Here is a 13,567-nt window from a genome sequence, read left to right as displayed (position 1 = left end):
CCGGTTGACGCGCGCGGCGTACGCGGGTTCTCCTGCTGCGATGTCCGAACTCCGCATCCGCAGGCCTGACGACGACGGCGCGCTCCGGGACTGGCGGTACGTCCACAACACGGTCATACCCACCCACCATCTGTCGACGGGCGACGTGCGCGACCGCGCGGAGCGCCATCACCTCGAAGTCGCGTACCTCGGGGACGCGCTCGTGGGCTGCAGCACCGTACGCCCACCGGCGGACGACACCGCGACGGCCACGGTGATCGCCCGCGTGCTCGGCCCCCATCGAAGGCGGGGATTCGGCGGGCAGCTCTATGAGCGAGGGCTGGACCGGGCACGGGCGTCGGGAGCCAAGGCGATCGAAACGGTGGTCCTGGCCACGAACGAGGACGGGCTGCGGTTCGCCCGCAAGCACGGCTTCGTCGAGATCGAGCGGTACGTGCTGCCGGGCGACACCGTGCCCTACGTCGATCTGCGTCTCTCCTGACCCGAGCAGGCCGGGGCGCCACGCCCCGGCCCGGTGAGCGTCGAGTGGCTACGCCGGGCTCTGCCCCCGCACTGCCGCGTCGAGGTCCGTCATCAGCAGGTCCCCGACGATCGCGGACGCCGCCCGGTACCCGCCGCTCGCCGCGTGCACGACCTGCTCGGCGAAACCGACGGCGTTGCCCGCGGCCCACACGCCGGGCACGGTGGTCAGGCCGGTCGCGTCGACCACCGGGTACGCGCCGAACGGCGTCTCGTGCAGCTCGGCGCCGAGCCGTTCCAGCAGGCCGGTCTGCGGTACGGCCCGCGGGGCGGTGAAGAGCACCGAGCGGGCGTGCGTCGTACCGTCCGCGAGCCGGATGCCGGTGAGCCGGTCGTCCTCCGTCACCAGCTCCGCGACCTCCCCGGGCACCACGTCCACCCCGGCCGCGGCGAGCCGGCGCAGATCCTCGTCGGACAGTTCCTGTTCCGCGACGGTGTGCAGGAAGAACCGCACGTCCTTCGACCACTGGGACACCATCAGCGCCTGGTGCACGCTCGCCGGGCTCGTGGCCAGCACCCCGAACGGCTGGTCGCGCACTTCCCAGCCGTGGCAGAAGGGGCAGTGCAGAACGTCCCGGCCGAACCGCTCGGCGACCCCGGGGACGGCGGCCAGATCGTCCTTCAGACCGGTGGCGACCACCAGCCGCCGGGCCCGCACGGCACGGCCGCCCGCCAGAACCACGGTGAAGTGATCGCCCTTCTCCACCTCCACCACCCGGTCCCGGGCGAGCTCCACGCCGTAGCGCGCGATCTCCTCCCGGCCGACGGCCAGGAACTCGGCGGGCGGCATGCCGTCTCGGGACAGGTAGCCCTGCATGTGCGCCGCGGGCGCGTTGCGCGGCTCTCCCGCGTCGACCACCAGCGTGCGATGCCGGGCCCGCCCCAGCACCAGCGCGGCGGACAGGCCTGCCGCGCCTCCGCCGATGACGACCACCGCGTACTTCTCGGTCATGTGACCACCTCCGCTGCCGAGCGTCGCCCCGGGCCTGCGGGATTGACAAACAAGGTTGCCGAAACTGCAATACGGCCATGACGACGGACGAGGTACTCGCGGGCGTGGGCCCCCGGCTGCGGCAGATGCGCAAGGAACGGGAGGTGACCCTGGCGGCGCTCTCCGAGACCACCGGGATCTCCGTCAGCACCCTCTCGCGGCTGGAGTCCGGCCTGCGTAAACCCAGTCTGGAACTGCTGCTGCCGATCGCGCGCGCCCACCAGGTGGCGCTGGACGAGCTGGTCGGCGCCCCGTCGGCCGGAGATCCGCGCGTGCGGTCCAAGCCGATCGTGATGGGCGGCCGCACCCACTGGCCGCTCACCCGCCAGCCCGGCGGCCTGCAGGCCTACAAGGTCCTCGAACCGAAGCGCAGGCAGGAGCCCGATCCCCGGACGCACGAGGGCTACGAGTGGCTGTACGTGCTGTCCGGGAAGCTGCGCCTGGTGCTGGGCCAGCACGACGTGGTGCTCACGGCGGGAGAGGCCGCCGAGTTCGACACGCGGGTGCCGCACTGGTTCGGGTCGACGGGGGAGGGGCCGGTGGAGTTCCTCAGCCTGTTCGGGCCGCAGGGCGAGCGGATGCATGTGCGGGCGCGGCCGAAAGGCGCATGACGTACGGGAAGTCTCCGGGCGGACTTTGCCGGGGACGGTTCCCTAGTCGGCAAGCGACCGCTTAGTATGCGAACCGACCCCGGACAGACGCAGCAGTCCCCCGTGGAGGCCCCGCATGCAGGCATGGCAAGTGCACGAGAACGGCGAACCGGGCGAGGTGATGCGGCTCCAGGACGTGGAGCCGCCCACCCCCGGTGACGGCCAGGTCCTGCTGAAGGTGCGTGCGGCCAACATCAACTTCCCGGACGCCCTGCTCTGCCGTGGCCACTACCAGGTCAGGCCGCCGCTGCCGTTCACCCCGGGCGTGGAGATCTGCGGCGAGACCCAGGACGGCCGCCGGGTGATCGTCAACCCGGCACTGCCGCACGGCGGCTTCGCCGAGTACGCCGTCGCGGACGCCGGCGCGCTGCTGCCCGCGCCGGACGCCCTGGACGACGCCGAGGCCGCGGCCCTGCACATCGGCTACCAGACCGGCTGGTTCGGTCTGCACCGCCGGGCCGGTCTGGAGGCCGGCGAGACCCTGCTCGTCCACGCTGCCGCCGGAGGGGTCGGCAGCGCGGCCGTGCAGCTCGGGAAGGCCGCCGGCGCCACCGTCATCGGTGTCGTCGGCGGCTCCGCGAAGGCGGCCGTCGCGCGCGAGCTGGGCTGTGACGTCGTGATCGACCGGCGCTCCGAGGACGTCGTCGCCGCCGTCAAGGAGGCCACCGGCGGCCGGGGCGCCGACGTGATCTACGACCCCGTCGGCGGCGAGGCCTACACCCAGTCCGCCAAGGCCGTCGCCTTCGAGGGACGCATTGTGGTCGTCGGCTTCGCCAGCGGCACGATCCCGAACCCGGGTCTGAACCACGCCCTGGTGAAGAACTACTCGATCCTCGGCCTGCACTGGGGCCTGTACAACACCAAGAATCCCAAGCTGGTCCAGCACTGCCACGAGCAGCTCACCGGCCTGGCCGCGCGGGGCGCGATCAAGCCGCTGGTGAGCGAGCGCGTGCCGCTCGGCGGCGCGGCAGGCGCCGTGCAGAAGGTGGCGGACGGTCTGACCACCGGCAGGATCGCGGTCGTCATGGAGGAGGCAGCATGACCGGCGTCGAAGAACTGCGCAGCCGCACCCGGGAGTTGCTGGCCGCACACCCGCCGGCCTCCACCGACCGCCTGGACTTCCTGCGGGCCCGCTTCGACGCCGGACTCGCCTGGGTGCACTATCCGGAGGGCCTCGGCGGACTCGGCGCTCCCCGCTCCCTCCAGGCCGTCGTGGACGCCGAACTGGAGGGAGCCGGGGCGCCCGACAACGACCCGCGGCGCATCGGCATCGGCCTAGGCATGGCCGCTCCGACGATCCTCCAGTACGGCACCGAGGAGCAGAAGCGGCGGTTCCTCAGGCCGCTGTGGACAGGTGAGGAGGTCTGGTGCCAGCTGTTCAGCGAGCCGGGCGCCGGATCCGACCTCGCCGCCCTGGGCACCCGGGCCGTGCGCGAGGACGGGAGCCCCTCCGGCTCGAGCGCGGCCGGGGGCGGAGGAGACTGGATCGTCAACGGGCAGAAGGTGTGGACGTCCAGCGCCCATGTGGCCCGCTGGGCGATCCTCATCGCCCGCACCGACCCGGACGTGCCCAAGCACCGGGGCATCACCTACTTCGTGTGCGACATGACCGACCCGGGCGTCGAGGTGCGGCCGCTGCGGCAGGTCACCGGCGAGGCCGAGTTCAACGAGGTGTTCCTCACCGGCGTCCGCATCCCCGACGCGCACCGCCTCGGCGAGGTCGGCGACGGCTGGAGGGTCGCCCAGACCACGCTCAACAACGAGCGCGTGGCCATCGGCGGCATGCGGCTGCCCCGCGAGGGCGGCATGATCGGCCCGATCTCGAAGACCTGGCGCGAGCGGCCCGAACTGCGCACCCACGACCTGCACCAGCGGCTGCTGAAGCTGTGGGTGGAGTCCGAGGTCTCCCGCCTCACCGCCGAGCGGCTGCGCCAGCAGCTCGTCGCGGGCCAGCCCGGGCCCGAGGGCGCCGGCATGAAGCTGGCCTTCGCCCGCCTCAACCAGGAGATCAGCGGCCTGGAGGTGGAACTCCTCGGCGCAGAGGGCCTGCTGTACGACGACTGGACCATGCGGCGCCCGGAGCTGGTCGACTTCACCGGCCGCGAAGCGGGCTACCGCTACCTGCGCTCCAAGGGCAACAGCATCGAGGGCGGGACCAGCGAGGTCCTGCTGAACATCGTCGCCGAGCGCGTCCTGGGCCTGCCCCCCGAGCCGCGCACCGACAAGGACGTCGCCTGGAAGGACCTCGCCCGATGAGCGACCTGTTGTACTCGGAAGAGGAAGACGCGCTGCGCGCCGCCGTCCGCGCCCTGCTCACCGACCACTGCGACGCCCCCGGCGTCATCGCCCGCACCGAGTCGGGCACCCCGCACCACCTGGCCCTGTGGAAGGCGCTCACCGACGGCATGGGCCTCGCCGGCCTGCTGGTGCCCGAGGAACTGGACGGCCAGGGCGCCACGCACCGCGAAGCCGCCGTCGTACTGGAGGAACTGGGACGCGCGGTCGCGCCCGTGCCGTACCTGACGAGCGCGGTCGTCGCCACCGAGGCCCTGCTGGCCTGCGGCACCGACGACCTCCTGCGCGACCTCGCGACCGGGACTGCGATCGGCGCCCTCGCGGTCGCCCTCGACGTCGCACCGGGTGCCGCATACCGGGTCGTCCGGCACGAGGGCGGGCTGCTGCACGGCGAACTGACCGGCATCGCGGACGCGGCCGTGGCCGACGTGCTGCTCGTGCCGGCCGACGACGGCGGGCTGTACGCCGTCGACGCCACCACCGCGACCGTCACGCCGCAGACCTCCCTGGACCTGACCCGGCCGCTCGCGACGGTCACCCTCGACGGGGTGCGGGGCCGGCTGCTGGGCGACGCAGAACCCGCCGTACGTCGAGCCCTGCGCGCCGGCGCCGGGCTGCTCGCCTCCGAGCAGTGCGGACTGGCCGAGTGGACGCTGACGGAGACCGTCCGCTACCTGAAGGAACGCAAGCAGTTCAACCGGCCCGTCGGCGGCTTCCAGGCGATCAAGCACCGGCTGGCCCAGCTGTGGCTGGAGGTCGTCAACACCCGCGCGGCCGCCCGCAACGCCGCCGACGCCCTGGCGAACGGCGACGACGCGGACGTAGCCGTCACCGTCGCCCAGGCCTACGCGGCACCCGTGGCCGTGCACGCCGCCGAGGAAGCCCTGCAACTGCACGGCGGCATCGGCATGACGTGGGAGCACCCCGTGCATCTGTACCTCAAGCGCGCCAAGGCCGACTCGATCGCCTACGGCACGCCGGGCGCCCACCGGGAGGCGCTGGCCGCACTGGCCGACCTCCAGGCCCCCTGACACCCATTCGGCCAATACCGCTGCACGGCCGGGAATCACCGGAAGGCCCGTCCCACCAGGGGCGGGCCTTTCCGCGTGCCCGGACCGGTGAAGTGAACGCGTGACGGCGGTCCGGCCAACTCCGTTACCGAGCCTGCTCCTTGAGCTGGCGGGAGCCCATACTCGCAGGGTTCCCGTACGGCATCTCCAGGGAGGCAGAGCATGGCCCTCACCACCCGTCGCACGGCCCTCACCACCCTCGGCGCAGCCCTCGCGGGCTCGATCGCCCTCCCCGCCGCCCCCGCACCGGCCGGCGAACGCCCCCACAGGCCCCGCCCGTTGTGGCACGCCCATGCCCACAACGACTACGAGCACCCGCGCCCGCTGTTCGACGCCCTCGACCACCGCTTCGGCAGCGTCGAAGCCGACATCTACCTCGTGGGCGACCAGCTCCTCGTCGCCCACGACCCGGAGGACCTCGACCCCTCCCGCACTCTGGAGTCCCTCTACCTCGACCCGCTCGCCGCCCGCGTCCGCGCCCACAGCGGCACGGTGTACCGGGGTCACCGCGGCTCACTGAATCTGCTCATCGACATCAAGACCGAGGGCTCGTCGACCTACCTCGAACTCGACCGCCACCTCAAGCGCCACCGCCACCTGTTCACGACGTACGCCCACGGCCGCGTCCGCCGCGGCCCGGTCACCGCCGTGATCTCCGGCGACCGCGCGGCCCGCGCGCCCATGGAGGCCCAGAGCGTCCGGCGCGCCTTCTACGACGGCCGCCTCGCCGACCTCGGCAGCCGCGCACCGGCCTCCCTCATCCCGCTGATCAGCGACAACTGGACGCTCAACTTCACCTGGCGGGGTGTCGGCGCCTTCCCGGCCGCCGAGCGGCAGAAGCTGCGGGACATCACCAGGACAGCCCACAAGCGGGGGCGGAAGGTGCGGTTCTGGGCGACCCCGGACCTGGCCGGCCCCGCCCGCGACGCGCTCTGGGGCGAACTGCTCGCCGCAGGCGTCGACCACCTCAACACCGACGACCTCGCCGGACTGGAGGCGTTCCTCGACGCCCGGCGGGCTGTCTAGGTGCAGGAGGACACCACACGTTCGGCGGACAGCTCAGCCGCCCGGACGAACCCTCCGCTACGCCACACTTGCGGCCGAACGCCGTGAACAGGACATGGCGGCGTGGCGGAGGAGTTGACGATGGCCATTTCCATCTCTGTGGTGCTGCTGCTCGTGATCCTTGCGGTGATCTTCCTGCGCAACGGCGGGCTGAAGGTCTCCCACGCGCTGGTCTGCCTGCTGCTCGGCTTCTACCTGGCCGGCACCAGCATCGCGCCCACCATCCACAGCGGCATCACGGCGACGGCCGAGATCGTCAGCGGCCTGCGGCCCTGACGTCACCCCGAGAACACGCCGATACCGTTCGGGACGGGGCGTTCGGCGCCGCCGCTGGGGTGGTTGCGCACGGAGACCGCGCTCGCGCCCGGCTGCCGCGCGACCAGGGTCGACGACCCGCCGCCGTCCAGGCTGAAGGCGTCCTCGGCGCCCAGCTTCCGCAGAGTGCCGGCGACTTCGGCGATCGTCAGGCCGCTGCGGTAGGCGGCGGCACCGTCCAGCGCGAGCAGCAGCACGCGCCGCCCGCCGTCGGCGATCCCCACGGCGGTACGGACGGCCGACGTCGTGTTGTCGAGCCCCGGCAGCGGCTGACCGCCGGAGAGCACCGGGTAGCCGCCGACGGCGAGCTGGTAGGCGACGCCGTCCCCGGCCGCCACGAGACCGTGATCGACCTCGACCGGTTCACCGGTGGAGAACTTGCGCAGCTGCTGGGCGCCCGCCTCCCGGCCGACCAGCACGGTGGTTCCCGCGGCGATGGGGCCGCTGCCCGGGGTGTCGGCGGCCGAGACGACCACGCCGTCGCGGACCGTCACCTCATAGGTGTCGGTGCTGCACGGAGCGGCACGGTCGGTGTCCGTGCCACACGTGGCGCGCACCCGGGAGACGCTGCCCCACTCGGAGGTGAACGCACCGACCGAACCCACCGGCAGCGCGTACTGATTGAGCCCGCCGAGAGGCAGCTGCGCCTCGGCCGTACTGACCGACCCCTTCAGCGTCAGCCGGTCCAGCCGCGCCCGCCCGTCGGTGCCGACGCCGAACACGTCCTCGGTGGTCGTGCCGGGCGGCAGCGCCGGCCCGAAACGCTGACCGTTCGGCACGGCCGCCTTGAGCGTCCGCCCGGCCGCGATCGCCGGACCCACACTCGCGCCGGTCGCCTCGACACCCGGGTGCTGCGTCTCGGTGATGTTGAAGAAGTCACCGTTGACACCGGCCACCGCGCCCTGGCTGTTCGCCATCGCCGAGACCCGCCCCCGTGCGGCCACCGCCCCCGGGTACAGCAGATCGACCCGTACCTGCGGGTTGCCCAGGTCGACCCTCAGCACGTGTGCGTGCGTCACCCCCTTGGCCGCCGTGATGTCGAACTCCTCGTACGTCACGCCCGGTGCGACCCGCACGCCCTTCTGGACGGCGCCGGCCGGAGCCGCCCCCGCCAGGGCCGCACCGGTCAGCGCGCCGAATGCAGTGAGGAACGCCAGTACCGCTCTGCCCGCACCGCGTCGCCCGCGACGACCTGCCACCGTGCCCCCTGATGCCTCGTCAACTGTCGGGACCCTCAGGGGCAGTGCACCAGACCACGGGGGCCGACAAGGCGGCTGAGCGCCCCCTACGCGGGAACGGCTGAAAAATCGCACCCCTCTGGGTGCTTCAGTTGTCGCCCGTCCCGGTGGCGTACGGCGTCCAGTGCGCGGGCGTGTGGTCGATCGGCAGACCGGGGCGCCAGGCGGTGAGGGCCTGTGCGCTGCACACGAACAGCTGCTCCGGCAGCCGGTCCAGGGCGAACCAGCGCCAGCGGCCCACGCTCTCCCCGGGCTGGTCCGACGGCTCCCCCTGCCAGCCGGTGACCAGGGCGGGCACGGTCACGCGGACGACACCGCCCGCGTCGTCCAGGAGCGTCCCGAGCAGCCGGACGTCCTCGGGCCGCGCCGCGAGGCCCGTCTCCTCGCCGAGCTCCCGTACGACCGTCTCCTGCAACGACTCGCCGGGCTCCACCGTCCCGCCCGGCAATTCCCACGTCCCGCGCCGGTGGCGGCCCAGAAGCAGCCCGCGCGGCCCGTACAGGACGGCACCCACCCCTATCGCGGCGTGCGCCGGCGGCGCCTTGTCGACGACGCGCGGCCGGGAGGAGACCCGGACGGGCCGGGTCACCCGGAAGAGCCGGTAGGAGGCCCTGTTGCCCTCCTCCGGCGTGTCGAGGACGTCGATCCCCTCCACGCGGAGCCCGTACTCGGTGAGCAGCGCAGTCCAGACCTCCGGCGCGAGCACCCACATGTGCACGGTGACCTCAGTGCCACCCGCCAGCCGCAGGATCTCGGGCCGGGCGGCGACCCGGTCCGACGGTCCGTCACCCCGGCTGTTGCTGTGCAGCACCGTGAAGCAGAGCCTGCCACCCGGCCTCAGCGCCCCGGCGAGGGCGGGCAGCAACCGGTGTGGATCGACGTACGGGACGGCGTTGACGGAGTAGACGACGTCGTACGGCTCGGCCGCCCGCAGATGCTCCACGGCGTCGCCGAGGACCAGCCGCAGCCCGGGCAGTGAGCCGTAGCGGGCCCGGGCCCGCTCGTACTGCCCGGCCGAGGCGTCGACCGCGTCCACCAGCGCGCCGTGAGCCCGGACCAGGTGAGCGGCGTGCCGTGCCGTACCGCAGCCGAGGTCCAGCACCCGCCGGCCCGTCAGTTCCCCGAGCACCTCGCTCCCCGGCCCGCCGCCCTCGAACCCCCAGTCGATGCCCGCCGCTTCGGGCAGCACCGTGCCCCGTCGCAGATGGTGCTCCCCGTACGCGTCCCAGGCCTCGGCGTTGACCGACTCCGGTTCGTGGCCCAAGGTTCAGCCTCCCGCCACGGCGTCTCGCGGAAGCACCGTGACCCGTCGGAAGTTGCACCCGGCCGGCCACGGCCCGTCGTCATCGGCGGGGGGCGCCTGGTGGGCCTTGAGGGCGATGCTCACCAGGCTCAGCAGCAGGTCGATGTCCGCCTCGCAGTCGAGGTGGATCGTCGCCCAGCCCGAGCCGGGCAGCAGGTGGATCGCGCTCGACCCGGCGAGGTCGGCATGGATGCGCTGGATGGCCCGGCGAGTGAGGTGGAGGTCCACGTCCCGTGAGGAGTGGAAGTGAACGATCTCGTCACGGACGGAACGGAGCGCCTTTCCGGTACCGCAACTCGCCGGGCCCGCCATGAGGTCGGGCCAGGCCTGCAGGCGCTCCATGGCGCGCTGGGCCAGAGTCATGCCCCCATCGTCGCCTGCTCGCCGGTCCGCAACCAGGGGTTGAGCGATTCGTAACCGGGACGTGAGGTGGATCGCAGTGCTTCCGACCTGCCGCTCAGGCGGACTTGACGAGTCTGAGGTAGCGCTTCCAGTCCCAGTGCCGGCCCGGGTCGGTGTGGTCGCTGCCCGGTACCTCGTGATGGCCGATGATGTGCCCCCGGTTCCTCGGGATGCCGTGCCTCTCGCAGATCGACGCGGTGAGCCGGGCCGACCGCTCGTACATGGCGTCGGTGAAGTACCCGGGCCTGTCCACCCAGCCTTCGTGCTCGATGCCGATGCTGCGGGTGTTGTAGTCCCAGTTGCCCGAGTGCCAGGCGATGTCGGAATCACGCACGCACTGCGCGACATGCCCGTCGGAGGAGCGCACCACGTAGTGCGCGGACACCTTCGTCCTGGGGTTCCGGAAGACGGACAGCGTGCCGGAGTAGGTCGTCTGCGCCACGTGGATGATCACGTAGTGCAGTGGGTGAGCGCGGGGGCGGTTGGACGGGGTGTAGTTCCTGCGGCTCGCCGGGTGCCACGCCGCTCCGGGGTGGTCGACGGCCTGGGGACGGGCATCGGCCCGGGTGCCGGAGAGCAGGACGGCGGGGACGGCGGTGAGGGCGGCGCCCGCGAGGATGCCTCGCCTGCTGGGAAAGGGGGTTGTCCGTTCCGTGTTCCGTTCCGCGTCCACATTCCGTTCCGCGGTCCGTTCCACATTCCGTTCCATGTTCAGTTCCATGGGTGTGTGCCTTCCGGGCTCGGCGGGAGGGTGTTTCGTGCTCGACTGCGCGGAGCGGCGGCGTTGCGGTCGCGGCCCGCGCGATCAAGTTACGACGCCTGCCGGCCGGTCAGGAGGACGCGGCACAAAACGGTGGACGGGGTCGCGACTGTGGACAACTCCCTCACCCGGGCGGGTGATTGAGAGTGGAAGGTTGGGGACGGAGGAGACCGAACCGGCCTCGGTCGGCTGTGGGCGACGGCCCGTTCAGGCCTGCCCGGCGACGGCCACCGGATCGTCCAGCACGGCCCGGACCACCGAGTGCGCGGCCCCGAGCAGCGGGCCCTCGGGCCCCAGCGGGGACACGGTCACCGGGCAGACCGGACCTGCCGTACGCCGCGCCAGCTCGTCACGCAGCGAGGGCAGCAGCCAGGGCGCCAGGCCGGACAGTTCCCCGCCCAGGACCACGCTCTCCGGGTCGAGCAGGTTGACCGCCCCGGTCAGGGCCACACCGAGCGCCGTACCCGCGTCGCGCAGGGCACGGCGCACGTTCTCGTCGCCCTGCGCGGCGCGGCCCGCGAGCAGCCCGACCCGGTCTTCGCCGGGTTCCAGGCCGGCCGCACGCAGCACGGCCTCCTCACCCGCGTACTGCTCCAGACAGCCCCGGCCGCCGCAGGCGCACTCCGGCCCGTCCGGCCGGACGGGCACGTGACCCAGCTCGCCCGCGAAACCGCGGGTTCCGCGCAGCAGCCCGCCGTCCACCACGACCGCCGCACCGATACCGATCTCCGCCGAGACGTGCAGGAAGTCGCGGGGCGTCTCCTCACCCAGCCAGAGTTCGGCGAGGGCACCGAAGTTGGCCTCGTTGTCCACCGTCAGCGGGAGGCCGGCCGGCAGCAGGGTCCCGAGGTCCGTGTCGTGCCAGCCGAGGTTCGGGGCGCGTACGACGGTACGGCCGTCGCGCGCCACCAGGCCCGGCACGGCCACGGCGAGTCCGGCCGGCCACAGGCCCTCACCCTCCGCCTCGGCGACGACCTGCCGGATCAGCTCGGTGAGTTCCGCGAGCACGGGCTGGGGGGAGCGGTCGCGGTTCGCTCCCTGCCGTATCGCCCGCGCCCGGGTCGTGCCACGCAGGTCGACGGCGCAGACCGCGAGGTGGTCGACGCCGACCTCCGCGCCGATGCCCGCCGGGCCGCGTCCGCTGACGGCGAGCGCTGAACCGGGCCGGCCCACCCGGCCGGGCCGCTCGGGCCCCAGTTCTTCGAGGAGCCCCGAGCGGATGAGCTCGTCGACGAGGGTCGAGACCGCCGCCCGGGTCAGGCCGATCCGCGAGGCGACGGCGGCCCGGGACAGTGGCCCCTGCGCGCGGACGGCGTGCAGGACACGGGCGAGGTTGCGGCGGCGCATGCCCTGCTGGGTGTCGGGCAGCGCGCGTCCCGGTCCGGAGGGGCGGGCCTCGTGCAGCGGTGCGGTCATGCCTGACGCCAGTCCTCAGTGGGTGTCCGTGGGTCGCTCCAGCAGCGGAGCCGCGTCGGAGAGTACCCCGGCGATCCTGGCCAGCGTCTCCTCGTCCCGATCGACGGAGTCGAGCACCGGCCCGGCCGCGGTGTCCCAGCGTCGGGCGACCGCCGCCGGGTCCTCCCCGGTGAGCAGCCCGGCCGCCTGCGCGGCGGCACCGAGCGCGACCAGCTCCCTGGCTTCGGGCACCTGCACGGGACGCCCCGACAGCCGCCGCACGGTCTCCTGCCAGGCGGCGCCCCGGGCCCCGCCGCCGATCAGCAGCAGTGGCTCCGAGGGGTCGGCGTCCTCGTCGAGGACCAGGTCGAGCGCGCCGAGCAGGGAGTGCACGGCACCGTCATAGGCTGCCTGGAGCAACTGCCCGGCGGTCGTGTCGTGCCGCAGGCCGTGCAGCAGGCCGGAGGCGTTGGGCAGGTTCGGGGTGCGTTCGCCGTCCAGGTAGGGCAGGAGCGTCACGGCCGTGCCGGGCTCCACGGCCTCGCGGTCCAGGCCCAGCAGCGCCGCGACACGGTCGACGGCGAGCGTGCAGTTCAGGGTGCAGGCCAGCGGCAGCCAGTCGCCGCGGGCGTCGGCGAAGCCCGCCACCGTGCCGCTCGGATCGGCGGGCCGGTGCCGCGACACGGCGTACACCGTGCCCGAGGTGCCGAGGCTCATCACCGGCACGCCCGGCCGCACACCGATGCCCAGCGCGGCGGCGGCGTTGTCGCCCGTGCCGGGCGCGACCAGGGTGCCCCGGGAGAACGGCAGGTCATGCCCGTCCCGCACCGTACCCGCCACCTCGCCGGGCCGGACCACGCGCGGCAGCAGGGCCGGGTCGAGCCCCACGTGCGCGAGGATCTCCTCGTCGTACGCTTCCGTGCCGGAGGCCCACCAGCCCGTACCGGAGACGTCGCCGCGGTCGGTCGTGCCCTGTCCGGTGAGCCGTTCGGTGAGGTAGTCGTGGGGGAGGCGCACGGCCTTCGTGGCACGCACCGCCTCCGGCTCGTGCTCGGCCAGCCACGCCCACTTCGTGACCGTGAACGAGGCTGCGGGCACACTTCCGGTGCGGTCGGCCCAGAACTTCGCGCCGCCCAGCTCCTCGGTCAGCCGGCGGGCCTGCGGAGCCGAACGCACATCGTTCCACAGCAGGGCCGGCCGCACCGGCTCGCCCCGGGCGTCCAGGGTGACGAGGCCGTGTTGCTGCCCGCCGACCGACACGGCGGCGGCCTCGTGCGCCGCGTCACCGCACTGGCGCAGGGCTTCGCAGAGCGCGTCCCACCACTGGCGTGGATCGGTCTCGCGCCCCGCCCCCGAGGAGACCGTGTGCGGCGCCTGGCCGCTCGCCACCACCCGGCCGGTGGATGCGTCGACCACCAGCGCCTTGGTGGACTGGGTGGACGAGTCCACACCGACGACGAGCGGACCCTCGGCTGCTGACATCGGGCTTCTCCCTTCTGCTCGCGGCACGTGTCTCCGTTCGGAGGCACCTTGTCTCTTCCCAGAGACGTGCTCGCATACTAAT

Annotated in this window: 14 protein-coding genes; 7 read left to right on the top strand and 7 right to left on the bottom strand. The window is 73.2% G+C overall.

The window, feature by feature from the left end; translation table 11 throughout:
- Positions 1–40: 40 nt before the first annotated feature.
- The gene (locus ACFY9S_RS25090; RefSeq protein WP_391132126.1) at positions 41–481 is read left to right on the top strand and encodes a GNAT family N-acetyltransferase; all 441 of its coding nucleotides are present in this window, start codon (positions 41–43) and stop codon (positions 479–481) included.
- A 48-nt stretch (positions 482–529) separates the two neighbouring features.
- On the opposite strand, the gene ACFY9S_RS25085 is transcribed toward ACFY9S_RS25090, so the two are convergent.
- Positions 530–1,471: an FAD-dependent oxidoreductase gene (locus ACFY9S_RS25085; RefSeq protein ID WP_391132124.1), complete on the bottom strand. Its 942-nt coding sequence runs from the start codon at positions 1,469–1,471 to the stop codon at positions 530–532.
- Positions 1,472–1,548: 77 nt separating this feature from the next.
- Between ACFY9S_RS25085 and ACFY9S_RS25080 the strand changes: the two genes are divergently transcribed.
- The 6 genes from ACFY9S_RS25080 (at position 1,549) to ACFY9S_RS25055 (ending at position 6,866) form a co-directional block, all read left to right on the top strand.
- A complete protein-coding gene (locus tag ACFY9S_RS25080; RefSeq protein ID WP_391132122.1) occupies positions 1,549–2,121 on the top strand; it encodes a cupin domain-containing protein in 573 nt (190 codons plus the stop codon).
- A gap of 115 nt (positions 2,122–2,236) precedes the next feature.
- On the top strand, positions 2,237–3,202 hold the full coding sequence (locus ACFY9S_RS25075) for a zinc-binding dehydrogenase (protein ID WP_391132120.1): 966 nt from the start codon (positions 2,237–2,239) through the stop codon (positions 3,200–3,202).
- Complete coding sequence (locus tag ACFY9S_RS25070) at positions 3,199–4,416, top strand: acyl-CoA dehydrogenase family protein (protein ID WP_391132118.1); 1,218 nt, start codon at positions 3,199–3,201, stop codon at positions 4,414–4,416. Before ACFY9S_RS25075 ends, ACFY9S_RS25070 begins: the two co-directional genes overlap by 4 nt.
- On the top strand, positions 4,413–5,486 hold the full coding sequence (locus ACFY9S_RS25065) for an acyl-CoA dehydrogenase family protein (protein ID WP_391132116.1): 1,074 nt from the start codon (positions 4,413–4,415) through the stop codon (positions 5,484–5,486). Before ACFY9S_RS25070 ends, ACFY9S_RS25065 begins: the two co-directional genes overlap by 4 nt.
- A 201-nt stretch (positions 5,487–5,687) precedes the next feature.
- Entirely contained in the window at positions 5,688–6,551 is an 864-nt protein-coding gene (locus tag ACFY9S_RS25060; protein ID WP_391132115.1) for a phosphatidylinositol-specific phospholipase C/glycerophosphodiester phosphodiesterase family protein, read from the top strand.
- 120 nt (positions 6,552–6,671) lie between these two features.
- The gene (locus ACFY9S_RS25055; RefSeq protein ID WP_102912059.1) at positions 6,672–6,866 is read left to right on the top strand and encodes a hypothetical protein; all 195 of its coding nucleotides are present in this window, start codon (positions 6,672–6,674) and stop codon (positions 6,864–6,866) included.
- A 2-nt stretch (positions 6,867–6,868) separates the two neighbouring features.
- Here the strand turns inward: ACFY9S_RS25055 and ACFY9S_RS25050 are convergent, their stop codons facing one another.
- The 6 genes from ACFY9S_RS25050 to xylB form a co-directional block, all read right to left on the bottom strand.
- Positions 6,869–8,104: a phosphodiester glycosidase family protein gene (locus tag ACFY9S_RS25050; protein ID WP_391132112.1), complete on the bottom strand. Its 1,236-nt coding sequence runs from the start codon at positions 8,102–8,104 to the stop codon at positions 6,869–6,871.
- A 127-nt stretch (positions 8,105–8,231) separates the two neighbouring features.
- Entirely contained in the window at positions 8,232–9,407 is a 1,176-nt protein-coding gene (locus ACFY9S_RS25045; RefSeq protein ID WP_391132110.1) for an NUDIX domain-containing protein, read from the bottom strand.
- Positions 9,408–9,410: 3 nt separating this feature from the next.
- The gene (locus tag ACFY9S_RS25040) at positions 9,411–9,809 is read right to left on the bottom strand and encodes a luciferase family protein (RefSeq protein ID WP_391132109.1); all 399 of its coding nucleotides are present in this window, start codon (positions 9,807–9,809) and stop codon (positions 9,411–9,413) included.
- Positions 9,810–9,903: 94 nt separating this feature from the next.
- Positions 9,904–10,557 carry an N-acetylmuramoyl-L-alanine amidase gene (locus ACFY9S_RS25035; protein ID WP_391132107.1) on the bottom strand — a complete coding sequence of 218 codons (654 nt, stop codon included), beginning with the start codon at positions 10,555–10,557 and terminating at the stop codon, positions 9,904–9,906.
- A 258-nt stretch (positions 10,558–10,815) separates the two neighbouring features.
- Positions 10,816–12,024: an ROK family protein gene (locus ACFY9S_RS25030; protein ID WP_391132105.1), complete on the bottom strand. Its 1,209-nt coding sequence runs from the start codon at positions 12,022–12,024 to the stop codon at positions 10,816–10,818.
- A gap of 15 nt (positions 12,025–12,039) precedes the next feature.
- Positions 12,040–13,485 (bottom strand): xylulokinase, encoded by a 1,446-nt coding sequence (xylB, locus tag ACFY9S_RS25025; RefSeq protein WP_391132103.1) that lies wholly within the window; start codon positions 13,483–13,485, stop codon positions 12,040–12,042.
- Positions 13,486–13,567 lie beyond the last annotated feature (82 nt).

Origin of the sequence: Streptomyces sp. NPDC012474 (assembly GCF_042955185.1) — a bacterium.
GTDB classification, from domain to species: Bacteria; Actinomycetota; Actinomycetes; order Streptomycetales; family Streptomycetaceae; genus Streptomyces; species Streptomyces cahuitamycinicus.
This window is presented reverse-complemented; position numbering and strand designations above follow the sequence as displayed.

Excerpts from the sequence above, each read along its gene's own strand:
- ACFY9S_RS25055 (WP_102912059.1), top strand. The coding sequence starts at position 6,672 with ATGGCCATTTCCATCTCTGTGGTGCTGCTGCTCGTGATCCTTGCGGTG.
- ACFY9S_RS25090 (WP_391132126.1), top strand. The coding sequence starts at position 41 with ATGTCCGAACTCCGCATCCGCAGGCCTGACGACGACGGCGCGCTCCGG.
- ACFY9S_RS25035 (WP_391132107.1), bottom strand. The coding sequence starts at position 10,557 with ATGGAACGGAATGTGGAACGGACCGCGGAACGGAATGTGGACGCGGAA.
- ACFY9S_RS25070 (WP_391132118.1), top strand. The coding sequence starts at position 3,199 with ATGACCGGCGTCGAAGAACTGCGCAGCCGCACCCGGGAGTTGCTGGCC.
- ACFY9S_RS25065 (WP_391132116.1), top strand. The coding sequence starts at position 4,413 with ATGAGCGACCTGTTGTACTCGGAAGAGGAAGACGCGCTGCGCGCCGCC.
- ACFY9S_RS25040 (WP_391132109.1), bottom strand. The coding sequence starts at position 9,809 with ATGACTCTGGCCCAGCGCGCCATGGAGCGCCTGCAGGCCTGGCCCGAC.
- xylB (WP_391132103.1), bottom strand. The coding sequence starts at position 13,485 with ATGTCAGCAGCCGAGGGTCCGCTCGTCGTCGGTGTGGACTCGTCCACC.
- ACFY9S_RS25075 (WP_391132120.1), top strand. The coding sequence starts at position 2,237 with ATGCAGGCATGGCAAGTGCACGAGAACGGCGAACCGGGCGAGGTGATG.
- ACFY9S_RS25080 (WP_391132122.1), top strand. The coding sequence starts at position 1,549 with ATGACGACGGACGAGGTACTCGCGGGCGTGGGCCCCCGGCTGCGGCAG.
- ACFY9S_RS25060 (WP_391132115.1), top strand. The coding sequence starts at position 5,688 with ATGGCCCTCACCACCCGTCGCACGGCCCTCACCACCCTCGGCGCAGCC.
- ACFY9S_RS25030 (WP_391132105.1), bottom strand. The coding sequence starts at position 12,024 with ATGACCGCACCGCTGCACGAGGCCCGCCCCTCCGGACCGGGACGCGCG.
- ACFY9S_RS25085 (WP_391132124.1), bottom strand. The coding sequence starts at position 1,471 with ATGACCGAGAAGTACGCGGTGGTCGTCATCGGCGGAGGCGCGGCAGGC.